Origin of the sequence: Pandoraea aquatica (assembly GCF_902459565.1) — a bacterium.
Taxonomy (GTDB): Bacteria; Pseudomonadota; Gammaproteobacteria; order Burkholderiales; family Burkholderiaceae; genus Pandoraea; species Pandoraea aquatica.
On the sequence record NZ_CABPSN010000008.1, the window covers coordinates 154,120 to 181,036 of the forward strand.

20 protein-coding genes are annotated in these 26,917 nt (G+C 63.8%); 10 read left to right on the forward strand and 10 right to left on the reverse strand.

The annotated features are described in order from the left end of the window. Positions 1 to 360: 360 nt before the first annotated feature. Genes tsaB through PAQ31011_RS22170 form a run of 4 tightly spaced genes read left to right on the forward strand, consistent with a single transcriptional unit; the run spans position 361 to position 3,740 of the window. Positions 361 to 1,122, forward strand: coding sequence for a tRNA (adenosine(37)-N6)-threonylcarbamoyltransferase complex dimerization subunit type 1 TsaB (gene tsaB, locus PAQ31011_RS22155; protein ID WP_150577856.1), 762 nt, complete (start codon positions 361 to 363; stop codon positions 1,120 to 1,122). After that, positions 1,122 to 1,601 (forward strand): ribosomal protein S18-alanine N-acetyltransferase, encoded by a 480-nt coding sequence (rimI, locus tag PAQ31011_RS22160; RefSeq protein ID WP_150577857.1) that lies wholly within the window; start codon positions 1,122 to 1,124, stop codon positions 1,599 to 1,601. Before tsaB ends, rimI begins: the two co-directional genes overlap by 1 nt. Before the next feature lie 37 nt (positions 1,602 to 1,638). Continuing rightward, positions 1,639 to 2,682: a uracil-DNA glycosylase gene (locus PAQ31011_RS22165; protein WP_425495133.1), complete on the forward strand. Its 1,044-nt coding sequence runs from the start codon at positions 1,639 to 1,641 to the stop codon at positions 2,680 to 2,682. Further along, on the forward strand, positions 2,643 to 3,740 hold the full coding sequence (locus PAQ31011_RS22170) for a DUF1853 family protein (protein WP_150577859.1): 1,098 nt from the start codon (positions 2,643 to 2,645) through the stop codon (positions 3,738 to 3,740). The genes PAQ31011_RS22165 and PAQ31011_RS22170 overlap by 40 nt, the downstream gene beginning before the upstream one ends. 60 nt (positions 3,741 to 3,800) lie before the next feature. On the opposite strand, the gene thiD is transcribed toward PAQ31011_RS22170, so the two are convergent. After that, complete coding sequence (thiD, locus tag PAQ31011_RS22175; protein ID WP_150577860.1) at positions 3,801 to 4,643, reverse strand: bifunctional hydroxymethylpyrimidine kinase/phosphomethylpyrimidine kinase; 843 nt, start codon at positions 4,641 to 4,643, stop codon at positions 3,801 to 3,803. A 1-nt stretch (position 4,644) separates the two neighbouring features. Continuing rightward, positions 4,645 to 5,937, reverse strand: a complete 1,293-nt coding sequence (gene lplT, locus PAQ31011_RS22180; RefSeq protein ID WP_150577861.1) for a lysophospholipid transporter LplT — start codon at positions 5,935 to 5,937, stop codon at positions 4,645 to 4,647. Between the two features lie 338 nt (positions 5,938 to 6,275). Between lplT and alr the strand changes: the two genes are divergently transcribed. Continuing rightward, complete coding sequence (gene alr / locus PAQ31011_RS22185; RefSeq protein WP_150577862.1) at positions 6,276 to 7,346, forward strand: alanine racemase; 1,071 nt, start codon at positions 6,276 to 6,278, stop codon at positions 7,344 to 7,346. A 22-nt stretch (positions 7,347 to 7,368) separates the two neighbouring features. Next, complete coding sequence (gene radA / locus PAQ31011_RS22190; protein ID WP_150577863.1) at positions 7,369 to 8,742, forward strand: DNA repair protein RadA; 1,374 nt, start codon at positions 7,369 to 7,371, stop codon at positions 8,740 to 8,742. 68 nt (positions 8,743 to 8,810) lie between these two features. Here the strand turns inward: radA and PAQ31011_RS22195 are convergent, their stop codons facing one another. The 8 genes from PAQ31011_RS22195 to dapC form a co-directional block, all read right to left on the reverse strand. After that, positions 8,811 to 9,551, reverse strand: a complete 741-nt coding sequence (locus PAQ31011_RS22195) for a hypothetical protein (protein WP_174990233.1) — start codon at positions 9,549 to 9,551, stop codon at positions 8,811 to 8,813. Positions 9,552 to 9,590: 39 nt separating this feature from the next. Then, positions 9,591 to 11,531: an ATP-binding cassette domain-containing protein gene (locus PAQ31011_RS22200; RefSeq protein ID WP_150577865.1), complete on the reverse strand. Its 1,941-nt coding sequence runs from the start codon at positions 11,529 to 11,531 to the stop codon at positions 9,591 to 9,593. Positions 11,532 to 11,687: 156 nt separating this feature from the next. Continuing rightward, positions 11,688 to 13,115: a cardiolipin synthase gene (gene cls / locus PAQ31011_RS22205; protein WP_150577866.1), complete on the reverse strand. Its 1,428-nt coding sequence runs from the start codon at positions 13,113 to 13,115 to the stop codon at positions 11,688 to 11,690. Positions 13,116 to 13,344: 229 nt separating this feature from the next. Then, the gene (gene prmB, locus PAQ31011_RS22210) at positions 13,345 to 14,241 is read right to left on the reverse strand and encodes a 50S ribosomal protein L3 N(5)-glutamine methyltransferase (protein ID WP_150577867.1); all 897 of its coding nucleotides are present in this window, start codon (positions 14,239 to 14,241) and stop codon (positions 13,345 to 13,347) included. Between the two features lie 27 nt (positions 14,242 to 14,268). Further along, positions 14,269 to 15,420: a succinyl-diaminopimelate desuccinylase gene (dapE, locus tag PAQ31011_RS22215; RefSeq protein WP_150577868.1), complete on the reverse strand. Its 1,152-nt coding sequence runs from the start codon at positions 15,418 to 15,420 to the stop codon at positions 14,269 to 14,271. Between the two features lie 4 nt (positions 15,421 to 15,424). Then, entirely contained in the window at positions 15,425 to 15,772 is a 348-nt protein-coding gene (locus PAQ31011_RS22220) for an ArsC family reductase (RefSeq protein ID WP_150577869.1), read from the reverse strand. Between the two features lie 166 nt (positions 15,773 to 15,938). Then, positions 15,939 to 16,766: a 2,3,4,5-tetrahydropyridine-2,6-dicarboxylate N-succinyltransferase gene (dapD, locus tag PAQ31011_RS22225; protein WP_150577870.1), complete on the reverse strand. Its 828-nt coding sequence runs from the start codon at positions 16,764 to 16,766 to the stop codon at positions 15,939 to 15,941. A 24-nt stretch (positions 16,767 to 16,790) separates the two neighbouring features. Further along, on the reverse strand, positions 16,791 to 17,993 hold the full coding sequence (gene dapC / locus PAQ31011_RS22230) for a succinyldiaminopimelate transaminase (RefSeq protein WP_150577871.1): 1,203 nt from the start codon (positions 17,991 to 17,993) through the stop codon (positions 16,791 to 16,793). 376 nt (positions 17,994 to 18,369) lie between these two features. Between dapC and PAQ31011_RS22235 the strand changes: the two genes are divergently transcribed. From PAQ31011_RS22235 to ligA, 4 genes are all read left to right on the forward strand, one after another. Continuing rightward, a complete protein-coding gene (locus PAQ31011_RS22235; RefSeq protein ID WP_150577872.1) occupies positions 18,370 to 19,365 on the forward strand; it encodes a DMT family transporter in 996 nt (331 codons plus the stop codon). Positions 19,366 to 19,531: 166 nt separating this feature from the next. Further along, positions 19,532 to 23,047 (forward strand): chromosome segregation protein SMC, encoded by a 3,516-nt coding sequence (gene smc, locus PAQ31011_RS22240; RefSeq protein WP_150577873.1) that lies wholly within the window; start codon positions 19,532 to 19,534, stop codon positions 23,045 to 23,047. A gap of 39 nt (positions 23,048 to 23,086) precedes the next feature. Further along, on the forward strand, positions 23,087 to 24,592 hold the full coding sequence (locus tag PAQ31011_RS22245) for a cell division protein ZipA C-terminal FtsZ-binding domain-containing protein (RefSeq protein WP_150577874.1): 1,506 nt from the start codon (positions 23,087 to 23,089) through the stop codon (positions 24,590 to 24,592). Positions 24,593 to 24,778: 186 nt separating this feature from the next. Next, positions 24,779 to 26,911: an NAD-dependent DNA ligase LigA gene (gene ligA / locus PAQ31011_RS22250; protein WP_150577875.1), complete on the forward strand. Its 2,133-nt coding sequence runs from the start codon at positions 24,779 to 24,781 to the stop codon at positions 26,909 to 26,911. The last annotated feature ends 6 nt before the right edge of the window (positions 26,912 to 26,917 follow it).

A 26,917-nucleotide genomic window follows, 5' to 3' on the forward strand; every position in this document is an offset into this window, starting at 1 on the left:
AAATCCGTATCGTAAGCCGGGGGACGGTGGCGGGTCGTTCCTAAGAACGCCAGTACCGGCAAGAACTACAGCGGCTTATCACAGGATTGGGGCAAAACGCAGTTTTTCGTCGCCAGACGGGGTAACACTTGGTGCCCCGCGAAGCGAAGCGCGGATTATATACCCATTTCAGAAAAAATGCACGTTCGGATTTGCACGGAGTGGTGAGGCGTCCGTGGACGGGGACTCAACGGCGGGGCAAATGCGCTGCAAAGCGGCCGGGGACGTCGCCCGGCGTGCTCGCGGGCATGCCCGGGCATTCCATGCGTAATCCCTTCATCCCGCTGGATCGCGCGCCGCGCGGCCGATTACAATAGCGCCATGTCATCGATTACGCTTCTTGCCCTCGATACCTCGACCGAGTTCTGTTCGGTCGCCGTGTATCGCCATGATCCCGCCAGCGGCGCACCGGCCCTCATCGCCGAACGCCATCTCGACACTGGCCCGGTTTCCAGTACGCATATCCTTCCTGCCGCCCGCGACGTCTTGCGCGAGGCTGGCCTGACACTGGCCGATTGCGACGCCATCGCCTTTGGCGCGGGGCCGGGCTCCTTTACCGGGCTGCGTACGGCCTGCGGCGTGGCGCAAGGGCTGGCATTCGGTGCCGGGTTGCCGGTCGTGCCGGTCGGCACGCTGGTCGCCTGTGCCGAAGCGGCGCGTGCCATGCGTGTGGGCACGCAGCGCGTACTCGTTGCGCTCGACGCGCGTATGAACGAGGCCTACTGGGCCGATTACGTCTGGGACGACGCGACGGGCGACTGGCGCGAAGTGCAGGCTCCGTCTTTGGATGCCGCCGAGCAGGTGCGCGCACCGGACGCCGAGTTTGTCGTTGCAGGCAATGCAGTGACGGCCTTCGGCGAGCGTTTGCAGGCGAGCATGCAGGCGCAGGCTGTGCTGGCCGACGCCATGCCGCGCGCCCGTCACGTCGCCGAACTGGCCGCGCGCGCGTTTGCTCGCGGCGAGGCCATTCCGGCCGATCAGGCCATGCCCGTCTATATCCGAAATAAAGTGGCACAGACGACCGCCGAGCGCGAAGCCATCAAGCAGGCAGGGGCGCAGGCGAGCGGCAAGGGGGCGACCTGATGCGGCAGGCTGGACCGAATCACTACTCGCCGATGACACCGGCAGACCTCGACGAAGTCGTCGCGGTCGAAGTGCGCGCGTACCCGTTTCCGTGGACGCGCCAGAACTTCGCCGACTCGCTCGATGCCGGGCATCAGGGCGTTTGTCTGCGGGCTGTCGACGGTACGTTGCTGGGGTATTTCTTGCTGATGCCGGTGGTCGACGAGTCGCATCTGCTCAATGTGTGTGTCGTGCCCGAAATGCAGGGCAACGGACTCGGCGTGCAGTTGTTGCAGGAGATCGTGCGTGTCTCGCGTGAGCAGGGCATGGGCGGGGTGCTGCTGGAAGTGCGTCCGTCCAATGTGCGCGCATTGCGCATTTACGAGCGTTTCGGTTTCGAGCAGATCGGCCGACGCAAGGGATACTATCCGGCGAGTGGGCGTCGTGAAGACGCCATTGTGATGCGCCTGTCGTGGGAGACCGATCGTGCCGTGGCCTAAAGCGATTCTGGAAGAGTTCGGGCTGTGGCCGGTATGGATGTCCAACGACGCCGTGGCCAGTGCGGCCAATGCAGCGCAGGCCGCCGCCGAACACGGCGACGTGGCGACGCTCGATGCACCGGGCGCTGCGCAAGGCGACGATTTGCCGCCGTGGGATGTGGCGCCGTCGGCCGTGCCGTCAAGCGCGCCGGTGGGTGTGCCTGTGATTGCGCCGCGTCCTGCTGCACGTTCGTCCGCGTTTGACGACGCGCCTGTACGTCCTGCATCTCCCGCATCTCCGACACCCCCCGCGCCGCGCGACTTCGCGCCGGCCCCGGTTGCACGCGAGACTTCGCGTCGTGCCGCCGACATGCCGCCCGACGATATCCCGATGTGGCTCGACAGTGAAGGCAACGGCGACGGCGATGCTGCCGCCGATGCCGCGCTGTGGTCGATCGTGCGCGATGCGGGCGAGGAAGCGCCGTCGCGTCCCGCATTGCCGGGCGTGGAGACGCTGGACTGGGAAGCGCTCACGGAGCGCGTCGCCGGTTGCCGTTTGTGCGGTTTGTGCGAAAAGCGCACGCAGACGGTCTTCGGTGTGGGCGACCGCGAGGCCGACTGGTTGCTGGTGGGCGAAGCGCCCGGGCAGCAGGAGGACTTGCAGGGCGAGCCGTTCGTCGGTCAGGCCGGCAAGCTGCTCGACAACATGCTGCGGGCGTCGGCATTGCGGCGTGGCGAGAACGTGTACATCGCCAACGTACTCAAATGCCGTCCGCCGAACAACCGCGATCCCGAACCGGCAGAGGTGGCGAGTTGCGAGCCTTATCTGAAGCGTCAGGTCGCGTTGCTCAAGCCGCGCGTGATCGTGGTGATGGGGCGCTTTGCGGCGCAGAGCATTTTGCGTACGCAGGCGAGCATCGCCAGCTTGCGTGGACGCGTGCATGAGTACGAAGGGGTGCCGGTGATCGTGACGTACCATCCGGCCTATCTGTTGCGCAGTCTGCCCGACAAGGCCAAGGCCTGGACGGATTGGTGCCTGGCGCGGGCTACCTATGAGGCCGTGTGCGAAACGACTCCGGACCACAAGCCTACGGCGAACTGATCGAAACGCTGCGCGAGGCGCCGGTGCGCGACCTCGCGTGGTTATTGCTGTCCGCCGATCTGCTCAGTGCCGCCCGATTCCCGGCGGCACTGGCGCACTTCAACGTTGAACCCGTCTTCCCCTCCCAAATTCTTCACGACTGGCTGCTCGCCTGCGACGCCGATCCTGTGCCGTTGCATGAGATGCTGGCGCGTGGCGAAAGCCACCGTCTGGGACGCTATGCAGAGCAGTTGCTGCATTTCGCGTTGCTGCATAGCCCGCACTTCGATCTGCACGCGGCCGGTTTGCAGGTTCGCGACGCCCGGCGCGGCAATATGACGCTCGGTGAGTGCGACTTTCTCCTGACACGTCTTGCCGATCGCCAGTTGTTGCACTGGGAACTGGCGGTGAAGCTGTATCTGTTCGTACCGCCCGAGACGCCGCAGACATCCAACACGTTCGACGAGCGCGCCCTCCAATTCCGTTGGCTAGGCCCCAATCTCGCGGATAGTCTCGCGGACAAAGTGGCGCGATTGCTCGGCCATCAACTGCGCCTGACGACGCTCGAAGCGGCGCGCAGCGCGCTGCCTGCCGAGGGGCCTTGGTCGCCGCAGGTGTATCTCAAGGGATGGCTGTTTCATCCGCTCGGGCAAGAGGGGCGGCTGCCGCAAGCGGTGTCCGAGGGGCATGGCAGGGGCTGGTGGGCGACGCTCGACGCATGGTGGTCGCACGCGCAGTCGGCATCGCCGCATCAGGCGTGGGCCATGCTTCCGCGCGCCCGCTGGCTTGCGCCCGCGCGCGTCGACGCTTCGGCGGTGCTCTCGCTGGATGCCATGCGCGCTCGCATTGAGACACACTGGTATGAGCGAGGGGTGGCGGAGCCGCTACTGATCGTCGCGTTGAGAGGAGGCGCTGGCGAGGGCGCTGATGGAGCCTGGTTCGAGTGCGAGCGGGGTTTCATCGTCCCCGATTTCTGGGCGCCGCGTGCGCGGCACCGCATCGAAGAGCTGAGTGAGCGGGCGGATGCCGCCGCGCGACGCGCGCTCGCGCAGAGTGCCGACGACGCGCCTTCGCTTTGACGACGGATAGAGAGGGCTGCGGCGCATCGGATGCGCCGCATTTGCTTTTGGCTGTCGCGCTCAGTCTTTCGGCCAGACGGCGTGGAAGTGGTGAACCGGCCCGATGCCTTTGCCGATCTGAAGTTCGTCGCTGGCGGCAAGCGCACCGTTGAGATACGCCTTCGCGTCGCGCACGGTGTCCGACCAGTCGTTGCGACGCGGACGCAGCGCGGCGAGCGCAGCAGAGAGCGTGCAGCCCGTGCCGTGCGTATTGTGGGCCGCGATGCGCGGCGCGTTGAAACGTTCGACGCCAGCGGCACTCACGAGCCAGTCCGGGCTGAGATCCCCCGCCAGATGACCGCCCTTGACCAGTACATTGCGTGCGCCGAGCGCGCGCAGTGCCTGTGCCTGACGCTCCATCTCGGCTTCGTCCGTTGCCGCATCCACCCCCAGCAATGCCGCCGCTTCTGGCAGATTCGGCGTGATGAGATCGGCCAGCGGCAGCAGTTCGTCGCGCAGGGCGGCGACCGCATCCGGTTGCAGGAGCGCGTGACCGCTCTTCGAAATCATGACCGTATCGAGCACAACGAAGCGCGGTTTGTACTGACGCAGCCCGGCGGCCACCGCACGCACGACATCCGCGTTGGCAAGCATGCCGAGTTTGACGGCGTCGACATCCAGATCCTGAAAGACGGCATCCATCTGCGCCGTCACAAAACTCGCAGGCGGCGTGTGAATGCCCGTCACGCCTTGCGTGTTTTGCGCAGTGAGCGCCGTAATCACGCTGGCGCCGTAAGCGCCTAGCGCCGAAAAAGTCTTGAGGTCTGCCTGAATGCCCGCGCCACCGCCGGAGTCGGAGCCGGCGATGGTGAGTGCGATAGGAGTGGACGACGGACGTGCTTGGGAAGACTGACGCAAATTCATATCAATGCTTGACTTCGCCAATGAGCGCGACCGAATCGAATTCGCGCTGATTGGCCTGGTGACGCTTCATGACGAGCCACATCGTGCCCGACACGAACACACCGAACAGAATGATCACCACACCGACCGGCACATTGAACCAGATCAGCAGTGCGTAGAGGCACAGCATGATCAGCACCGACAGGTTCTCGTTGAAGTTCTGCACGGCAATGGAGTGACCGGCCGAGAGCAGCACGTGACCGCGGTGCTGGAGCAGGGCGTTCATCGGCACCACGAAGAAACCCGCGAGCGCGCCGACGATGATGAGGAAGATATACGAGACGATCAGATACAGCGGCACCTTCCACTGCGTGCCCCAGGGCAGCAAGTCCTTCGAGAAGAAGGCCATTGCCATGACGGCAATCCCCATCGCAATGCCGACGGGCAGCACCGACAGCGAGCGCTTGAGCGGAATGCGCGAGGCGGCGACGATCGCGCCGATGGCTACGCCCACGGCCGACACGGCTTGCAGGATCGCACCTTCGGAAAGCGTCATGCCAAGGGCCTTTTCGGCCCAACGCAGCACGATGAACTGGAGCGTTGCCCCGGCACCCCAGAACAGCGTGGTGACCGCGAGCGAGATCTGGCCCAGCTTGTCGCGCCACAGCGTGACGAAGCAATCGGCGAAGTCGGAGATCAGCTTGATCGGATTGCGCTCCTGACGCGCATAGCGTGCGCCGGTATCGGGAATGCGCAGATTGAACAGTGCGGCAATCACATAGATGCCCATGATGATGATCATCGCGGCCATTGCCGGCGAGTTGATCACCTCAGGCGTGTGCTGCAGCACCCAGGCGGAGATGTGCGGGCTGATGAGCGCACCGCCGAGCACAGTGCCGAGAATGATCGAACTGACGGTCAACCCTTCGATCCATCCGTTCGCCGCGACGAGTTTCTCGGCGGGCAACAGCTCCGTGAGAATGCCGTATTTCGCGGGCGAGTACGCCGCTGCGCCGAAACCCACCACGCCGTACGCGATCAACGGATGCGAGCCGAACAGCATCATCAGACAGCCCGCGACCTTGATCGTGTTGCTGATGAACATGACCTTGCCCTTGGGCATCGAGTCGGCGAACGCACCGACATAGGCGGCGAGAATGACGTACGAGAGAACGAAGAAGAGTTTGAGCAGCGGTGTCATCCACTGCGGGGAATGCAGATCCTTCAGGAGTGCGATTGCAGCAATCAGCAATGCATTGTCGGCCAGCGACGAAAAAAACTGCGCGGCCATGATGGTATAAAAGCCTTTCTTCATCGGTACTTGAGTCGATCCCGTGCGGCGTAAAACTTGCGTGTCTCGGTTGTCGGAATCCGCGGTATCCCGCTAGGGATACCCATACGGGAAGAAACCGGGCTTAAACACAGGGGTATCTGCGCTCATCGGTCCTGCAAAAGTCGCTAATGGACCGTATGTTCGGTCTTGAAGCCCCCGTGCCGGGCGCCCGGTCGCCCTCGGTCTGAGACCGATATTGTTATCGGGAAAAAGATTTCGGCAAAACAAGTTGTGCGCACGGCTTTATAACACGAAAATATGCCGATGCGTTATGCCGCCGGCCTGTGCTGGCGCAGCTTCCCCTAAGATTCGATCCTGCCATGCCTCGTCCAATCAAAGCTTCGATTCATACCGCAGCACTCGCCCATAATCTCGATGTCGCCCGCCGTCACGCCCCGAACAGCAAAGTCTGGGCGGTGGTCAAGGCCAATGCCTACGGACATGGCATCGAAAACGCGTACCCCGGATTGCGTGACGCCGATGGCTTCGGCCTGCTCGACCTCGATGAGGCCGTGCGTCTGCGCGAGTTGGGCTGGGCCGGTCCCATCCTCTTGCTCGAAGGGTTCTTCAAGCCGGAAGACCTCGCCATCGTCGACAAATACGGTTTGACGACCACGGTGCATAGCGACGAACAGTTGCGCATGCTCGAGACTACTCGTCTGACCAAGCCGCTCAATATCCAGCTCAAAATGAACTCCGGCATGAATCGTCTCGGCTTTGCGCCGGAACGTTTTCGCGCTGCATGGGAACGTGCGCGTGCCATTTCGAGCGTGAGCCAGATTGTGCTGATGACGCACTTCTCCGACGCCGATGGCGAGCGCGGTATCGCGCATCAGATGGAGACGTTCGAGCGCGGTGCCTGCGATGTGCCCGGCGAGCGCAGCCTGTCCAATTCGGCCGCCACGTTGTTCCATCCCGCCGCGCATGGTGCGTGGGTGCGTCCCGGCATCATGCTCTACGGTTCGTCGCCGAAGGGGCTGGAAGTGACGGCAGCGCAACTCGATCTGCAGCCGACGCAGACGCTCGAAGCCGAACTCATCGGTATTCAGGACGTGCCGGCCGGCGGCTCCGTCGGGTACGGCAGTTCGTTCGTGGCCGAGACGCCGATGCGCGTAGGCACCGTGGCATGCGGATATGCCGACGGCTATCCGCGCGTCGCGCCCACGGGCACGCCGATTCTGGTGGACGGCGTGCGCACGCGCACGGTCGGTCGCGTATCGATGGACATGTTGTCGGTCGATCTCACGCCGGTACCGCAGGCACGCGTGGGCACATCCGTCACGTTGTGGGGGCGCGGCCTGTGCATCGACGAGGTCGCCGCTTCGGCCGGTACGCTGGGTTACGAACTGATGTGTGCGGTGGCGCGTCGCGTGCCGATCCACGCCGTCTGAGCGTTGCGACAGGATTGCTTGCATGGCTAAAGCCAAGACCGTCTATATCTGTACCGAATGCGGTGGCCAGACCCCTAAGTGGGCGGGCCAGTGTCCCCATTGCAACGGCTGGAATACGCTCGTCGAATCGGTGGCGGAAGCGTCCACCGGTCATCGCTATCAGTCGCTCGCCAAGAGCACGCCGATACGCAAGCTGGCTGAGATCGAAGCGTCCGACGTACCGCGTTTTTCGAGCGGCGTGAGCGAATTCGATCGCGTGCTGGGCGGTGGTCTGGTCGCGGGTGGTGTGGTGCTGATCGGCGGCGACCCGGGGATCGGCAAGTCGACGCTGCTGCTGCAATCGCTCGCGCATCTCGCGCGTGAGCGTCGTGCGCTTTATGTGAGCGGCGAAGAGTCCGGCGCGCAGATTGCGTTGCGTGCGCAGCGGCTCGGCCTCGGCGCGGCGGGCGAGGGCGGTGGCGAACTCGATCTGCTTGCCGAAATCCAGCTTGAGAAGATTCTCGGTGCGATCGAATCGGAGAAACCCGACGTCGTCGTCATCGACTCGATTCAGACGATCTATTCCGAAGCGCTGACATCGGCACCCGGATCGGTCGCGCAGGTGCGCGAGTGCGCAGCCCAACTGACGCGCACCGCCAAGCAGAGCGGTGTGACGGTCATCATGGTCGGCCATGTGACGAAGGAAGGGAGTCTCGCCGGACCGCGCGTGCTGGAACACATCGTGGACACGGTGCTGTACTTCGAAGGCGATACGCATTCGTCGTATCGTCTGGTGCGCGCGTTCAAGAACCGCTTCGGTGCTGTGAACGAGCTGGGTGTGTTTGCGATGACGGAAAAGGGCCTGCGAGGCGTGGCCAATCCGTCCGCGCTGTTCCTGTCGCAGCATGAGCAAAGCGTGCCCGGCTCGTGCGTGCTGGTCACGCAGGAGGGCACACGGCCGCTGCTGGTCGAAGTGCAGGCGCTGGTCGATACGGCGCAGGTGCCGAATCCGCGACGTTTGGCCGTGGGGCTGGAGCAGAACCGGCTGGCGATGTTGCTGGCAGTGATGCACCGTCATGCAGGCATTGCCTGTTTCGATCAGGACGTGTTTCTGAATGCCGTCGGTGGCGTGAAGATTACCGAACCGGCCGCCGACCTTGCGGTGTTGCTCGCGATCCATTCGTCGCTGCGCAATAAGCCGCTGCCGCGCGGCATCGTGGCGTTCGGAGAGGTGGGGCTTGCCGGGGAAATCCGGCCGAGTCCGCGCGGTCAGGATCGTCTCAAGGAAGCCGCCAAGCTGGGCTTCTCGATTGCGATCATTCCGAAGGCGAACGCGCCGAAGCAGCCTATCGATGGACTGGAAGTCCACGCCGTCGACCGTCTGGAACAAGCCATCTCGGTCGTGGCCGGGCTGTAGTTCAGGTTCGCGCTAGTGTCGAATGACGCCTCGGCACATCGCGTGCCGAGGCGAGCAGTCTCGGGGTGTCAACTGCCGCCGAGTGCTGCGCTGGCGGAGGCGAGCGCCTCCGTCTGTGCCTTCAGGGCGGGTTCGAACTCGCTCACCCATTTCAAACGCATTAAGTCGAGCTGGATCAGTTCCACGAGCTGCTCGGCTTGTGCATTGGACGTCATCCCCTCGCGCTGGAGCGACTGATAGGTCACGCTGCGCGCTTGAGCGCCGGCATCGGTGCCGGCGCTCAGCCACGTTTCGTTGCTCAGTAACTGCGTACCGACGGCACGCATGCGGGCGATCAGCGTCTTCTCGACGGGGGCGTTTTGTCCGATCAGTTGCGCGAGCGAGGCGAAGGCCGAGCGGAAGGTATCGGCCTCTCGATTTCTCACGGTCGCAAGCGTTTTCAGATGCGCGACCATGGTCCGGAAGATCGCCTGATGTTCGGCAAGCCTTGGCGGTGAGTCGGCGTTGGCCTCGGCGTCGGCGGCGGCTTGCGGCGTGGCCGTAGTGCTTTCCGAGTACAAGCGACGCCACTCGTCCAACAGATCATCCATCGAGACGTAAGTCAGGAAGTCCATTTCACCGGCAAGTTCGCCAAGCGCGGCCGAGCTGGCGGGCGTTGCGGCAGACGGCGGCTGCGTTGCGCGCAGTGCTGCCTGAGCGAGCCCGAGTGTTGCACGATCCGTATGGGCGAGTGTCTGAAGCACGGCTTCAGTCGCTGCCATGGAGGCGACCAATGCCGCCATGCGGTCTTCAATCGTCGGTGTGAGCATCGTCTTCAGATCGGTGGCGGAGATCGCTGACGATACGCGTCAGACGATCTGCTCCATGGTTTCCTGCGCTTCGAGCCATTCGGCTTCCACGTCGGCGAGCTTGGCAGTCACTTCGGCTTGCTGTTTGAGGCTATCGGTCAGAAGCGATTTCTTTGCGTCTTCGTACGTGGCGCTGTCGGCGAGGATGGCATCGAGCCGTGCCTTCTCGTCCGACAGTTGGCTCATCGATGCTTCCAGTTTTTCGATCTTGCGCTGGAGCGGCTTGCGCAGTTGCGACAGACGCTGGCGTTCCTGTGCTTCGGCGCGCTTTTGGTCCTTGCGATTGACGCCGTCGTCGCCAATTGCGCTATCGCCGGTGCCACCGCTGGCTTCACGTGCGGCGGCGCGTTGATCGGCCGCGTGTTGCAGCAACCAGTCGCGGTAATCGTCGAGATCGCCGTCGAACGGCTTCACTTCGCCACCGGCCACGAGCAGGAACTGATCGGTCGTCGCGCGCAGCAGGTGTCGGTCGTGCGAAACGAGAATCAGCGTGCCATCGAACTGGGCGAGCGCCATCGTCAGCGCGTGACGCGTTTCCAGATCCAGGTGATTGGTCGGTTCGTCCAGCAGCAGAAGGTTCGGCTTTTGCCAGATGATGAGTGCGAGCGCGAGGCGTGCCTTTTCGCCGCCGGAGAACGGGGCGATGGACGACGTCGCCATATCGCCCCGGAAGTTGAAGCCGCCGAGGAAGTCACGCAGCTCCTGCTCGCGCGTGTCGGGTGCAAGACGCTGCAAGTGCTGTAACGGCGAATCGTCGTGACGCAGTGTTTCGACCTGATGCTGGGCGAAGTAGCCGATCTGAAGCCCCTTGCCGGTCTTCACCACACCAGCCAGCGATTCAAGCGTGCCGGCGAGTGTTTTGATCAGTGTGGACTTGCCTTGTCCGTTGGCACCGAGCAGGCCGATGCGTTGCTCGTTCTGCACCGACATTGTGACGTGCGGCAGGATGACCTTCTCGCTGCCGTCTTCGAGGTGGTAGCCGCAGCGAACGCCTTCGAGCACGAGCATCGGATTCGGTGCGCTGTCGGCGGGGCGGAACTCGAACGTGAACGGCGACGCGACGTGTGCGGGCGCAATCCGTTCCATCTTTTCGAGCGCCTTCATCCGGCTCTGCGCCTGACGTGCTTTCGTGGCTTTTGCCTTGAAGCGCGTGATGAACGACTCCAGGTGGGCAATCGTCTTCTTCTGCTTCTCGAAAGCGCTTTGTTGCAGCGCCAGTTGCTGACCGCGCAGGATTTCGAACTGACTGTAGTTGCCGCCGTAGCGCTTGATCTGCTGATTCTCGAGGTGCAGGGTGACGTTGCAGACCTCGTCCAGAAACTCGCGATCGTGGGAAATCACGATCAACGTGCCGGCGTAGCGCTTGAGCCAGTCTTCGAGCCAGACGATGGCGTCCAGATCCAGGTGGTTGGTCGGTTCGTCGAGCAGCAACAGATCGGACGGACACATCAGCGCTTGCGCCAGATTCAGACGCATGCGCCAGCCGCCGGAGAAGCTGGCGACGGGCAACTGCGTCTGCGCGAGCGTGAAGCCGAGGCCGAGCAGCAGGGCTTCGCCGCGTGCGGGGGCGGTGTAGCCGTCGGCGTCGGCGAAGGCGGCGTGCGCCTCAGCTTGCGTATGGCCGTCATGGGCGGCTTCAGCGGCAGCGATGGTCGCTTCGATTTCGCGCAGTCGGGTGTCGCCGTCGAGCACGTAGTCGAGGGCGGTGCGATCGACGGCGGGCGTCTCCTGCATCACGTGCGCGACGCGCCAACTGCTGGGCACGAAGACATCGCCGCCGTCGGCGTGCAGTTGTCCGCGCAGCAGGGCGAAGAGGGTCGATTTGCCCGCGCCGTTAGCGCCGACGAGGCCGACGCGCTCGCCCGGATTCAGCGTGACGGAGGTGTCTTCGAAGAGCGACTTGGTGCCGCGAGCGAGGCTAAGGTGTTCGAATCGGATCACAACGAATGGGCAGCAGGTGCGAGGCAAAAAGCGATGGGGACTGCCGCGTGTCGCGGCAAAACGCATATTTTACCGGCTGCGGCGGGGAAGGCGGGGGAAATCGAGGGGGCGGTGTCGCAGGCGATGCGGGCGACGACAGATTCGCTGCCGAGGCTTTCAAAGAATCGGCGCGAACAGGCGAGCGATGCGCATCACGATCTGACGCCATCTCGGAATCTTCCGGAAGTCGTCTTTGTTGAGCAGCGTTGCGTGCTCGAAGTCGTTCGTGAGCATGTAAGCGACATCGTCTGCAAACCCACGGTCGACCGTGAGCAGCATGATTTCGAAGTTCAGGCGGAACGAGCGGTTATCGAGGTTGGCGCTACCGACCGCTGCGGCGTTGTCGTCGATCAGCACGACCTTCTGATGAATAAAGCCGTGGTGATAGCGATAGACGTTGATGCCGCTGCGGGCCGCTTCATAGGCGTAAGACGTCGTCGCCTCGAACACTACGTAGTGGTCCGCACGGTCGGGAATCAGTAAGCGGACGTCCACACCACGAAGCACCGCGAGACGCAGTGCCGCAAACACCGCCTCGTCGGGCACGAAGTACGGTGTCGTAAGCCACACGCGCTTTTGCGCCGCGTTGATCGCCGTCACGAAGAACAGCGATGACGTCTCCAGACGATCCGCCGGTCCGCTCGGGATGACCTGACAATGCATGTCCTCGCCCGACGCCACGGGCTGCCGATTCAGCTCCGGCACCATTCCCGTACACCAGTGCCAGTCTTCGGCAAACGCGCGCTGAATACCGACCACGGCCGGGCCGCGCACGGAGATGTGCGTGTCGCGCCACGGGGCAAGCGGCGGCTTCTCCCCGAGGTATTCCACCCCGACGTTGTGACCGCCGATAAAGGCTTCGTTGCCGTCGATCACCACGATCTTGCGGTGGTTGCGGAAATTCAGCTGAAAGCGATTGACGAAGATGCCGCGCTTTTTCGCGGCGAACTCATGTACCTGCACGCCACCCTCGCGCAGCTTCTGACAATAGCTGCGCGGCAGGTCGTGGCTGCCGATGCTGTCGTAGAGGAGATAGACCTTCACGCCCGTTGCTGCGCGCGCCAGCAGGTGAGCGGCCAGAGCGCGTCCGAGGGCGTCGTCCTTGACGATGAAGAACTGAACTATCACGTAATCGCGTGCGCGGTCGATGGCGGCAAAGATGGCGTCGAACGTGGCGCGTCCGTTGACCAGCAGCCTGACGCGGTTGCCCGCCACGAACGACATCCCCGTCATGGCCGTGAGCGCCGCAAACTCGGGGTGCGCTTCCATCGCGACAGGCGGCTCGCCGCTCCACTGGGTCTCGCCCATTCGGGATTGCAGTACCTCGTTGCGCGCCCGGCGTGCTTCCACGTAGCCGATGAACTTCGAGCGTCCGAGAAACAGATAGGGGATGAGCGTGAGATAGGGCATCGTCACGAGCGAGACGGCCCAGGCGACGGCACCCTGTGAAGTGCGCACCGTCAGAACAGCGTGGATCGCGGCGGCGACCCCCAGTGCATGGAGACAGGCGACGGCAAAGCCGACGTCGAGCCAGTTGAGCACCATGACGGTTAAATACCTCCATGCCGTGAGTCGCACCGACTCGGGACCCTGAGTGTAACCGCGGTGCGTGAACTTAGGCGAGGGCTCGCGGCGTTATCGCACGGTGCGCATCCTGGATGCGGCGAGTCCCGGGGTAGGGCGGGCGGCCGGACGTCGCGATTCGCGCTGTTGTCCGGGCCGCTGTGGCGGCGGCTGCCGATGGCGTGGCTGCCGCGCCAAAGGTGGCTAAGGCTTACGGCAGATCGGCAGCCTGCACCAGGAAGACCATGTCGTCACCAGCGCTGGTGGCCAGCCACGTGATCGGCAACTCAGGGAACGCCGCTTCGACAAAGTGACGCTCGTTACCGATTTCCACGACCAGCACGCCGTCGTCCGTCAGGCGTTCGCGCGCTCCGGCAATGATCCGTCGCACGACGTCCATGCCGTCGTCACCACCGGCGAGCGCCAGGCGCGGCTCATGGCGATACTCCGCCGGCAACACCTGCATCGAGCCTTCGTTGACGTAAGGCGGGTTGGTGATGATGACTTCGTAGCGCTTGCCTTCCGGCAGCGGTGCGTACAGGTCACCCAGATGCAACGCGACGCGGTCGTCGAGACCATAGTCGGCAACGTTGATCTTCGCCACGTCGAGCGCATCGCCCGAAATGTCGACGGCGTCGATCTGTGCGGCCGGGAACGTCTCGGCGGCGAGGATCGCCAGGCATCCGGAGCCGGTGCACAGCTCGAGTACGTCGGCGACGTCGTCGGGGTGATTGACCCACGGCTGCAATGCGTCTTCCAGCAATTCGCCGATGAACGAGCGCGGCACGATGACCCGTTCGTCCACATAGAACTGATGGCCGTGCATCCACGCTTCGTTCGTGATGTACGACGCAGGAACGCGCTCGCCCGCGCGACGGTTGATGACCGACAGCGCGCGCTCGATTTCTTCCGGCAGCAAGCGGGCGTCGAGGAACGGATCGAGCGTGTCGATGGGCAGATGCAGGGTGTGCAGCATCAGATACGCCGCTTCGTCGTATGCCGTGGCCGTACCGTGCCCGAAAGCCAGCTCAGCCTCGGTGAAACGCGAGACCGCGTAGCGCAGCAGATCGCGCAACGTTTGGAATGGGTGGGTCTTCTGAGTCGTCATGTTGGATTCGCCTCGTGTGCCTGTGTCTTATGCCACCAGACGCTTCAACACGCCGCGATAGACGTTCTTCAGCGGTTCGATGTCGGCGACCGCAATGTGCTCGTCGATCTTGTGGATGCTGGCATTGCACGGGCCGAATTCGATGACCTGCGGGCAGATACGTGCAATGAAGCGACCGTCGGACGTGCCACCCGTGGTCGACAGTTCCGTCTCGAGACCGGTCTCTTCGCGAATGGCGCTCGACAGCGCGTCCGACAGATCGCCGCGCGGCGTGAGGAACGGCTGGCCACTGATCGACCAGTCGAGCGTGTAGGTGAGGCCGTGGCGGTCAAGCAACTCATGCACGCGCTGCTGAAGACCATCGGACGTGCTGGCCGTCGAGAAGCGGAAATTGAACATCACCGTCAGTTCGCCCGGAATGACGTTGGTCGCGCCGGTGCCTGCGTGAATGTTCGAGATTTGCCACGTCGTGGGCGGGAAGTATTCGTTGCCGTTGTCCCACACGGTCTGCGTCAGCTCGGCGAGCGCCGGGGCAAACAGATGCGTGGGGTTCTTGGCGAGATGCGGATAAGCGATGTGGCCCTGCACGCCCTTGACGACGAGCTTGCCGGACATGGAACCGCGACGGCCGTTCTTGACCATGTCGCCGAGACGCTGGCTGGACGTCGGTTCACCGACCACGCAGTAATCCAGACGCTCGCCGCGCGCCGTCAAGGCTTCGACGACTTTCACCGTGCCGTCGGTGGCAGGGCCTTCCTCGTCGCTCGTGAGCAGGAAGCCGATCGCGCCGGCGTGATCCGGGTGCTGAGCGACGAATTCCTCCGAGGCGACGACGAACGCGGCCAGCGACGTCTTCATATCGGCCGCACCGCGACCGTAGAGCATGCCGTCACGATGCGTGGGCGCAAACGGATCGGAATGCCACTGCTCGACCGGGCCGGTCGGCACGACGTCGGTGTGACCCGCGAAGACGAGCAGCTTGCCGTCGGTGCCGCGCGTGCCGCGTTTGACCGCCCACAGGTTGGTCACGCCGTTCGAGGCGATGGTTTCGCAGGCAAAGCCGATGGCCGAGAGGCGACGCGCCAGAATAGCCTGGCAGTCGCGGTCTTCGGGCGTCACCGAGTGACGGGCAATCAGTTGCTCGGTAAGCGCCAGCGTGGCGCCTTGGGAGGAAGTCATGAAATCAGAATCGTGAGGCGTAACTGTCGGGCGTGAAGCCCACGGAAACCTTGCCGTCGGCCACCAGCACGGGGCGCTTGATGAGCGAGGGATTTTCGATCATCAGGGTACGGGCGACGGACTCATCGGCGGCGGCCGCCTGTTGCTCCGGCGTGAGCTTGCGCCACGTCGTGCCTTTGCGGTTAAGCAGCGTGGTCAGTGGGACTTGTGCGAGCCACGTGCCCAGCAGTGCGTCGTTCACGCCCGCCTTCTTGAAGTCGTGGAAGTCATACGCCACGTCGTGCTCGTCGAGCCACGTGCGCGCCTTCTTCACGGTATCGCAGTTGGGAATGCCGTACAGCACAGCGGTCATTGCCGGAACTCCTGAGATGGCGATTGCAGAACAAAATACAAAACAACGTCGACGCGAGCGTCGGAGCAGGCATAGACGCAAGCGTCAGACAAGTATTGACGCAAGCGTCAAAGCGAGCGCCGCAGCACGCGCTGCGACGCTGGCTTCGTGATGCTATGCAGTGCGTTTATTCGCCGCGCAGCAGGTCGTTGATGGCCGTCTTGGCGCGCGTTTGCGCGTCGACCTTCTTGACGATCACGGCGCAGTACAGGCTGTACTTGCCGTCCTTCGAGGGCAGGTTGCCCGGCACGACGACCGAACCGGCCGGCACGCGGCCGTAATGGACTTCACCCGTTTCGCGGTCGTAAATCTTGGTCGACTGACCCAGATACACGCCCATCGAGATCACCGAGTTCTCTTCGACGATCACGCCTTCCACGACTTCCGAACGGGCGCCGATGAAGCAGTTGTCTTCGATGATGACCGGGTTGGCTTGCAGCGGCTCGAGCACGCCGCCGATGCCGACGCCGCCCGACAGGTGAACGTTCTTGCCGATCTGGGCGCACGAGCCGACGGTGGCCCACGTGTCAACCATCGTGCCTTCGTCGACGTAGGCGCCAATGTTGGTGTACGACGGCATCAGCACGACGTTCTTGCCAATGAACGAACCACGGCGAGCCACGGCCGGCGGCACGACGCGGAAGCCGCCACGGGCGAAGTCTTCGGCGGTGTAGTCGGCGAACTTGCTCGGCACCTTGTCGTAGAACTGGCTGAAGCCGCCGGCGGGCATCACGGCGTTGTCTTCCAGGCGGAACGACAGCAGCACGGCCTTCTTGATCCACTGGTTGACGATCCATTGACCGTCTTGCTTCTGGGCGACGCGCAGCGCGCCCTTGTCCAGCTCGGCGATGACGTGGGAGACGGCTTCACGCACGTCGGCGGGCGCGGCCTTTGCCGAAATCTCGGCGCGGTTTTCCCAGGCTTGATCGATGATGGTTTGCAGTTGTTGCGACATGGCGAGAATCAGTTGCAGTTGGAATTAAAGGGATTGGCAGAACTGCACGATGCGCTGGGCGCCTTCGGTGCATTCATCCACGTCGGCCACGAGGGCGATGCGGACGTAGTTCTCTGCCGGATTGGCACCGTGTGCCGCACGTCCCAGATAGGATCCGGGCAGGACGGCTACATTGTATTGCGCCAGCAACTGGCGCGTGAATTCCGTGTCCGACAGGCCGGTTTTCGTGTCGACCTTTGCCCACAGATAGAACCCGGCATCGGGTAGCCGAACGTCGAGCACTTCGGCGAGCATCGGCGTGACCGTCTGGAATTTCTTCAGGTACTTGCTGCGGTTCAGACGCACGTGCGCCTCGTCGTTCCACGCGGCGATGCTCGCGGCCTGCACCGCCGGGCTCATGGCGCAGCCGTGGTACGTACGGTACAGCAGGAATTTCTTGAGAATGGCGGCGTCGCCCGCCACGAAGCCCGAGCGCATGCCCGGCACGTTCGATCGCTTCGAGAGGCTCGAGAAGACCACCAGTCGCTCGAAGCCACGGCCCAGCTGATGGGCGGCAGCCAGACCGCCCAGCGGCGCGCGCTCTTCGTCAAAATAAATTTCGGAGTAGCACTCGTCGGACGCGATCACGAAGCCGTATTCGTCCGACAACTCGAACAGGCGCTTCCAGTCGGCCAGGCTCAGCACGGCCCCGGTCGGGTTGCCCGGCGAGCACAGGTAGACGAGCTGAACATCGCGCCAGACGTCGGCCGGCACGGCGTCGTAGTTGGGGGCGAAGTTGCGCGTCGGGTCGCTGTCGGCGTAATAGGGCGTGGCACCGGCGAGCAGCGTTGCCCCTTCGTAGATCTGATAGAACGGGTTCGGGCACAGCACGCGTGCACCCGGTTTGCTGCCGTCGACAACGGCCTGGGCGAACGAGAAGAGTGCTTCGCGCGAGCCCGTGACCGGCAGCACTTCGGTGGCCGGGTTCACATTGGGCAGCGCGTAACGGCGTTCCAGCCATTGGGCGATGGCCGCGCGCAGTGGTTCGCCGCCGGCCGTGGCCGGATAGTTCGAGAGACCGCCCAGCCCTTCGATCAGGGCTTCCTTGATGAACTGCGGCGTCGGATGCTTCGGTTCACCGATGCCGAAACTGATGGCCTTGTAGGTATTGGCAGGCGTCACGTCTGCCACCAACGACTTCAGGCGTTCAAAGGGGTAGGGCTGGAGCTTGTCGAGTAATGGGTTCACTTGGATTCAAACAGACTCAGGGCTAGGGTTCGCAACGCCAGTCGAGGCGCCGTCGAGCGGATTCGGGGCCACCCGGGAGCACACAGGGCGGCTGGGCGAGACAGAAGACGCACCGGCAAGACGCACCGGCGCGCTGCGCGACACCGTGCCTTTCCTGCCTCAGATTCGACGGATCGCAGGCCGGGCATAGGCTGGCGCTTATCCGCTTCATCACGCCAAGGGGTTCCCGGACGCGTTCAAGAATGGCAAGATCGGCAAAGCGAAAATTATACCGTTACGGCGCCCACAAAGCGCGACCAGCGCGTAATTCAGCATATTCCGAGGCGCCAATGGGGCAAGTCTTTGGAGTATCTCAGGTTTTTCAGGAGTCAAGCGTATGACCGTAGCCGGCAACGGCGCGGGCGGCCCGGAATCCGCACCCGGCGTCACCAGCACTTCCTTCAGCACCCGGGCAGCACCTGCCCTGGCCATTCTCATCGGATCGTCCGTCTGGGGACTGGCCTGGTTCCCGTACCGCGTTCTGGCTCAGTGGGGCGTTGCAGCGGTGCCAGCCCAGATCTGCACGGCCACCGTGGCTATCCTGCTGCTCTCGCTCGTCTACCGACGCTCCCTCGGCACGCTGCGCTGGTCATGGCTGCTTGTCGGAGTGGCGTTCGCAGGCGGCACGACCAATGTCGCGTTCGTCTGGGGCACCACGCACGGCCACGTCATGCGCGTGTTGTTGCTTTTCTATCTGACCCCGGTTTGGACGGCGTTGTTTGCCCACTGGCTGCTGGGCGAGCGGGTCGGCCTGCGCGGTGTGGGGCTGATCGCGCTGGCGCTGGGCGGGGCGGGCCTGATGCTCTGGTCGCCCGAGCTGGGATGGCCGGTGCCGAACAATCCGGGAGAGTGGGCCGGTGCCATCGCGGGGGCTGCATTTGCGCTTAATAACGTGCTGTTGCGGCGCGTCAGTCAGGCGTTGCCCGACGTTCCCGCAGAAATGCGCAGTTGGACGCTCTATCTGGGCTGCGTCGTCGGCGGCTTGCTGGTGTTGCCGTTTGACGGCGGTGTGCAGTCCGGGCAAGCGGCGGTCTCGGCGCTGACGTCCGGTGCGGCGACGGCGGCGGTCGCGTTGGCGCTGGGTTGCACCATCGCCGTGACCAACGTCATCGTGCAGTTCGGTCTGGCGCGCGTACCGGCCAATCAGGCGGCGCTCATCATGCTCTTCGAAATCGTGGTGGCGGCGATATCGTCCTGGTGGCTGGCCAGCGAAGGCCTGGGGGTGCGGGAAATCGCCGGTGGGCTGTGCATCGTGGCGGCGGGCGTGCTGTCCGGAATATTGCCCGATTCACGACGTTGTAAATCCGCGACGGCGGGGGATGCGATGGTATGATGCGTACCGTCGTTGTAACGTCGTAAGCACGCCTGAAGCGGCGAAAATGCGGCAAGACAGCAGCAAGAAAAGTGGCCCGTGCACGCCAGCGTGCGCAGGCCCGACAGGACCAGCTAGCGCGTCTGCGTCTTTCCTCTCATTCAATGACCGATAAAGCGAACCTGCCGTGCGTCTGACTTCCATCAAACTCGCTGGCTTCAAATCTTTCGTCGACCCGACGAACTTCGCGGTGCCCGGCCAACTGGTCGGGATCGTCGGCCCGAACGGGTGCGGCAAATCCAACATCATCGATGCCGTGCGCTGGGTGCTCGGCGAGTCGCGCGCCTCCGAGCTGCGCGGCGAATCGATGCAGGACGTGATTTTCAACGGATCGACCGCCCGCAAGCAGGCGAGCCGCGCAAGCGTCGAACTGGTGTTCGACAACAGCGCCGGGCGCGCCGCCGGGCAGTGGAGCCAGTACGCCGAAATCGCTGTCAAGCGCGTGCTCACGCGCGATGGCACTTCCAGTTACTACATTAACAACCTGCCGGCCCGCCGCCGCGATATTCAGGACATCTTCCTCGGTACGGGCCTCGGGCCGCGCGCCTACGCCATCATTGGCCAGGGGATGATTTCGCGAATCATCGAGGCAAAGCCGGAAGAACTGCGTGTGTTCCTCGAAGAAGCCGCGGGCGTCTCCAAGTACAAGGAGCGCCGTCGCGAGACCGAGAACCGCTTGCAGGACACGCGTGAAAACCTTACGCGCGTGGAAGACATTCTTCGCGAACTCGGCACTAATCTCGAAAAGCTCGAATCGCAGGCGGTTGTCGCCAATCGATTCAAGGACTTGCAACGCGACGGCGAAGAAAAGCAGCAGTTGCTCTGGCTGCTTCGCAAGAACGAAGCGCAAAACGAGCAGGAGCGCCAGCAGCGCGCCATTGAGTCGGCGCAGGTCGATCTGGAAGCGCAGATGTCGCGTTTGCGTGGCTCCGAGTCCGATCTCGAAACGCTGCGCGCCGCGCACTACACGGCCACCGACGCCGTACAGGCCGCGCAGAGCGCCATGTACGAAGCGAACTCGGAAGTCAGCCGTCTCGAAGCCGAGATCCGCTACGTGGTCGAGTCGCGCAACCGCGTGCAGGCCCAGTTGGCGGCGCTGACCTCGCAGCGCGAACAATGGCAGGCCCGTTCGGCGCAGTCGGAAGAAGAACTCGCCGTCGCCGAAGAAGAGCTCATCATCGCCGAGGAGCGCGCGGCAACGGCGCAGGATCAGGCTGCCGAGCAGAACGACGCGCTGCCCGCGCTCGAATCCGGTTGGCGCGACGCGCAGAACCTGCTCAATGAGCAACGCAGCGAGATCGCGCAGGTCGAGCAAAGCCTGAAGCTCGAAGCCGCGCACCAGCGCAACGCCGATCAGGCATTGCAGCAGTTGCAACAGCGTCAGGAGCGTTTGCAGGGTGAGGCGCGTGGGCTCGACAAGCCCGACGAAGCCGAGCTTGAATTGCAACGCGGCGACCTCGCCGAACATCAGGCGATGCTCGAGGACGCGCAGGCCGAACTGGCTGACGCCGAAGAACGTTTGCCGCGACTCGAAGCCGAGCGCGCCGAAGCGCAGGCTCGCGTGCAGTCGGAAGCTGCCACGATCGCTCAGCTTGAGGCACGTCTGACGGCCCTCAAGCAACTCCAGGAAAGTGTCCAGACGGAAGGCAAGGTGCAGCCGTGGCTCGACAAGCACGAGCTGGCGCAATTGCCGCGTCTGTGGAAGAAGCTGCATATCGAGCCGGGCTGGGAGCCGGCGCTCGAATCGGTGCTGCGCGAACGTCTCGCCGCACTCGAAATCAGCAATCTCGATTGGGTGAAGGCCTTCGCGAGCGACGCGCCGCCAGCCAAGCTGGCGTTCTATTCGCCGCCGCCGGCCGCGCGGCCGGTGGAAGCGCCCGCGTCGCTGCGTCCGTTGCTGTCGTTGCTGCGCATCGACGATCCGGGCCTGCGAGCCGTGCTGCAGGAATGGCTCGGTCATGTGTTCGTTGCCGACGATCTGGCGCAGGCGATGGTTGCCCGCGCGCAGTTGCCGGAAGGCGCGTCGATTGTCGTCAAGGCGGGCCATCAGGTCACGCGTGTTGGCGTGCAGCTTTATGCGGCGGACTCCGAGCAGGCCGGTTTGCTCGCCCGTCAGCAGGAAATCGAGAATCTGGGCAAGCAACTGCGTGCGCAGGCATTGCTTTCGGATGAAGCCAAGTCGGCCGCCGTGCGTGCCGAAGCGGCTTACAGCCAGGCAGCGCAGTCGCTGAGCGAAGTGCGCGGGCGCGCCGAGCGTGCCACGCAACGCGTGCACGCCTTGCAGATGGACGTGCTCAAGCTCACGCAGGCTTACGAGCGCTACAACGCCCGCAGCACCCAGATCGACGAAGAGCTGCGAGAAATCGCCGCACAGATCGAAGAGCAACTGGCGATGCGCGCCGAGTCGGAGGCGAACTTCGAGCAAAGCGACGCACGTCTGGCCGAGTTGCAAGCCACGTTCGAAGACGGTCAGCTCGAATTCGAATCGCTCGACAGTCAGTTGTCGGATGCGCGTAATCGCGCCCGTGAACTGGAACGTCTGGCGCAGGAAGCGTCGTACGGTCAGAAGGGCATCTCCAGCAAGATCGACGAGCATCGCCGCAGCATTCAGACGGCGCTCGAGCAGGCTGAGCGCCTCGTCGTCTCGATCGAACAGGCGCAGGCAGAACTCGCGCAGATCACTGAGCAGACGGCCGAAAACGGCTTGCAGGACGCACTCGAACTGCGCGCCGAGAAGGAAGAGATTCTGGGCGCTGCCCGTATCGAACTCGACGCACTGACGCAAAAACTGCGTCAAAGCGATGAAGAGCGGTTGGCCGCAGAGCGCGGTTTGCAGCCGCTGCGCGATCGAATCACGGAATTGCAGTTGAAGGAGCAGGCTGCGCGTTTGAATCGCGAGCAGTTCGTCGAACAGCTCACGACGGCCGAAGTGGACGAAGAAGCGCTCTCCGCGAAGCTGACGGCAGACATGAAGCCGCAGTATCTGCAAGGCGAAGTCACGCGCATCAACAACGCGATCAACGCGCTCGGACCGGTCAACATGGCCGCGCTCGAAGAGTTGGAGACGGCTCGCGAGCGCAAGGTCTTCCTCGATGCGCAATCGGCCGACCTGAACGACGCCATCGAAACCCTCGAAGGCGCCATCCGCAAGATCGACGAAGAAACGCGTGTGCTGCTGCAAGGCACGTTCGACGAAGTGAACAAGCATTTCGGCGAACTGTTCCCGATGCTGTTCGGTGGCGGCCAGGCGAAGCTCATTATGACCGGCGACGAAATTCTCGACGCCGGCGTGCAGGTCATGGCGCAACCGCCGGGCAAGAAGAACTCCACGATCCACCTGCTGTCAGGGGGAGAGAAGGCGCTCACGGCCATTGCGCTGGTGTTCGGGATGTTCCAGCTCAATCCTGCGCCGTTCTGTTTGCTTGACGAGGTGGACGCGCCGCTCGACGACGCCAACACCGAGCGCTATGCCAAGATGGTGGCGCGCATGTCGGACCGTACCCAATTCGTATTTATTTCGCATAACAAAATCGCGATGGAAATGGCCAATCAGCTCATCGGCGTCACCATGCAGGAACAAGGGGTGTCGCGGATCGTGGCAGTGGACATGGAGTCTGCGATCAATCTGGCCGAGATCGCCTGACCCCGCGCCTACGATGGAGAAGAGAGAGGAACGCCGCGCATGAATGAACTGCAGCTGAGCTTGATTGCCGCAGGGGTAGTGGTACTGCTGGGAGTGGTGGCCTATAACGCCTGGCAAGGCAGCAAGGCACGCGCGCGCATACCGCGTCGCATGCCGGTCGACGGTGCGGGTATCGACGCGACCGCTGGCACGCCCGACGCCGACGACGACCGCCCGTTCATCGAACCGACGTTGTCGCCGCCGCGCGTGCCCGCACAGTCGGGCGAGCGTCGCGAACCGACGCTTGGACCGGCCGCGGCCGGCACGTCGGTGCAAGATGCCTTCGCCATTAACGAAGATGCCTGGGATGCCCCGCCGGCCGCGCGCAAGCGTGCCGCGCAGGAAGCGGCGGCACGGGCTGCGGAGGAGGGCGAGTCTGACGTCGTTGCCGACGCAGCGCCCGTCCAGCCGCATGAAGCTGATGAGGCCGATGAGGCACAACGTCGCGATACGCAGGACGCGGCGGCGGCTAGCGCCGTTGCACGCGTCGACGCCGAACTGGCCGCCGATGACACGGTAGACGCCGCAGTGGCGGGCGCGGCCGCTAACGCCGCAGGCGCGCCCGATGCCGAAGCGGTTGCACCGGCAGCCGGTGCTGCCCCGACATCCGGCGACGTGGCGGTGCCTGCTGCGGCAGCACCGGCCGCGCCGATTGCCGCCGCGCGACCGGCGGCGCCGAGCGGTCCGCCGCCGATCATCGATGAACGTATCGACTGTATCGTCGAATTGCCGCTGGCGAACATGGTGGCTGCCGAACGACTGATGCCGCTGACGGTGCGCATGCGTCGCGCGGGCAGCAAGCCCGTGAACGTGGAGGGTCGTGTCGACGAAACTTCCGCATGGGAGCCGATTCGCACGGGCGGCCGATATCACCAGTTGCGCATGGCCGTGCAGCTGGCCAATCGTGCGGGTGCTCTCAACGAGGTCGAATTCTCCGAGTTCTCGAACCTCGTGCAGACGCTGGCAGACGCGGTCGATGCCTTGCCGGAGTTGCCGGACATGATGGAGACCGTCGCACGCGCACGTGAACTCGATAGCTTTGCTGCGCAATGCGACGCTCAGTTGTCTGTCAACGTACTGTCGGACGGCGCGCCGTGGTCGGCTAATTACGTGCAGGCCGTCGCCACGCAAGACGGTTTGCTGCTCTCGCGCGACGGTATGCGTTTCGTCAAACTCGATTCGCGTCAGAATCCGGTGTTCATGCTGCAATTCGGTGACACCAATTTCCTGCGCGACGACCTGACGTACAAGGGCGGCGATCTGATCACCATGCTGCTCGACGTGCCGGTGGCCGACGAGGACCTCCTGCCGTTCCGTCTGATGTGCGATTACGCGCGTTCGATCGGACAGCGTATCGGTGGCCGCGTGGTGGACGATCAGCGTCGTCCGCTCTCGGATGCTGCGCTGCAAAACGTCGACAAGCAGTTGCTCAAGCTTTACGAACGCCTTGAAGCACGCGGTTTGCCGGCGGGTTCGCCTGTCACGCGTCGTCTGTTCAGTCAGTAAGTTCAGGGCGATTTGCTGCGTTTGGGCAGGGCCGGATTCACGCGGCCTGCCGTCGCATTCGATGCACGCCGTTCACCGTCGGGTGAGCGGCGTTTTTGTTCCGATGGATTGCACCTATCGACGACGCGCAATGGCGCACGTCGAAGGCATAATGTCCTGACTTCTCGTATCCCGAGTCTTGTACGCATGTCCCAAACTTCCGTTCCGGGTCAGGGCGCGAACGCCCCTACGCCAGCCGATGCTACGGCCGCCGCACAACGTGCTGCCGAGTTGCGCAACGAGCTAGCCCGCCACAACCGCGCCTATTACGAGGACGACGCGCCTCTGGTTCCCGACGCCGAGTACGACCGCCTCTTTGGCGAACTCGTCGCGCTGGAAAACGCGCATCCCGAGTTGCAACGGGCCGATTCGCCCACCCAGCGTGTCGGCGGCAAGCCCGTCGACGGATTTGCACCCGTCGTGCATCGTGTGCCGATGCTCTCGTTGAACAACGGCTTTGCCGATGAAGACGTCGAGGCGTTCGACCGGCGCGTGAGCGACGGCCTGCGTCCTGATGCTGCGGGTGCTGCGGGGGCGGGCAATGCGACATCCGGCGATCTGTTCGGCGCACCGGTCGAGTATGCCGCCGAGCTGAAGTTCGACGGCCTGGCCATTGCGTTGCGCTACGAGCACGGCGTGCTCGTGCAAGCCGCGACGCGCGGCGACGGCACGACGGGTGAGGATGTCACCGCCAACATCCGCACCATCAAGAAAATCCCCCTTAAGCTTGAGACCGACACCCCACCCGAAGTGCTCGAAGTGCGGGGTGAAGTGCTGATGTTCCGTGCCGACTTCGACAAGCTCAATGAGGCGCAGGAGGCGGCTGGCGAGAAGGTGTTCGTCAATCCGCGCAATGCGGCTGCCGGCAGTCTGCGCCAGCTCGATTCGAAGATTACGGCCCGGCGTCCGCTGTCGTTCTTCGCCTATGGCGTGGGGGAGCTGGTTGGCGTGCCGATGCCCGAGACGCACTCGGCCTTGCTCGACTGGTACGTGACGCTGGGTATTCCCGTCAACGACAAGCGAGAAGTCGTGCAGGGCGCGCAAGGACTGCTGAAGTTCTACCGCGAAGTCGGTGAGGCGCGCGCGTCGCTGCCTTACGACATCGACGGCGTGGTCTACAAGGTCAATCGTCGCGACGAGCAGGACCGTCTCGGCTTCGTCTCGCGCGCGCCGCGCTTTGCATTGGCGCATAAATTCCCCGCGCAGGAAGCGTTGACGACATTGCTGGACATCGAAGTGCAAGTGGGCCGTACGGGCGCGATTACGCCGGTGGCGCGACTCGCGCCGGTGTTCGTTGGGGGCGCGACGGTGACGAACGCCACGCTGCACAACGAGGATGAAATTCGCCGAAAGGACGTGATGATCGGCGACACGGTGATCGTGCGTCGCGCGGGCGATGTGATTCCCGAGGTCGTCGGGTCGGTGCTGGATCGTCGTCCCGAAGACGCGCGCGCTTTCGTGATGCCCACGGAGTGTCCGGTGTGCGGCTCTGCCATCGAAAAGCTCCCGGATGAAGCGATTGCTCGATGCACCGGCGGGCTGATTTGCGCCGCACAACGCAAGCAGGCGCTGCTGCACTTCGCGCAGCGTCGCGCACTCGATATCGAGGGGCTCGGCGACAAGCTGGTGGAACAACTGGTCGATCAACAGATCATTCGGACCCCGGCCGACCTGTTCAAACTGGGCGTTGCAAAGCTCGCCGCGCTCGACCGCATGGCCGACAAATCGGCCTCCAATCTTGTCGCGGCGCTGGAGACGGCGCGTCATACCACGCTGGCGCGCTTTATCTTTGCGCTGGGCATCCGCCACGTGGGTGAAGCGACGGCGAAGGATCTCGCGCGGCACTTCGGCAAGCTCGACAACCTGATTGCCGTCTGCAAACGCGATTCCGATCTGACGGAACTGCTGGCCGTTCCGGACGTCGGACCGATTGTGGCCGAGTCGATCAACAATTTCTTCTGCGAAGATCATAATGTCGAAGTGATCGAGCAACTGCGAGCGGCGGGCGTGATCTGGCCGGAGTCGGAGCCGGCCGCCGCCGCGCCGTTGCCGCTGGCAGGCAAGACGTTTGTTTTGACCGGGACGTTACCGACGCTCTCGCGTGACGAAGCGAAGGCGATGCTCGAAGCTCAGGGCGCAAAGGTTGCCGGCTCTGTGTCTGCGAAGACGGACTACGTGGTCGCGGGCGCGGAGGCGGGCAGCAAGTTGGCAAAGGCCGAGGCACTGGGTGTGCCCGTGCTCGACGAGGACGCTATGCGCGCGATGTTGGCCGCGCTTTGATGTGAG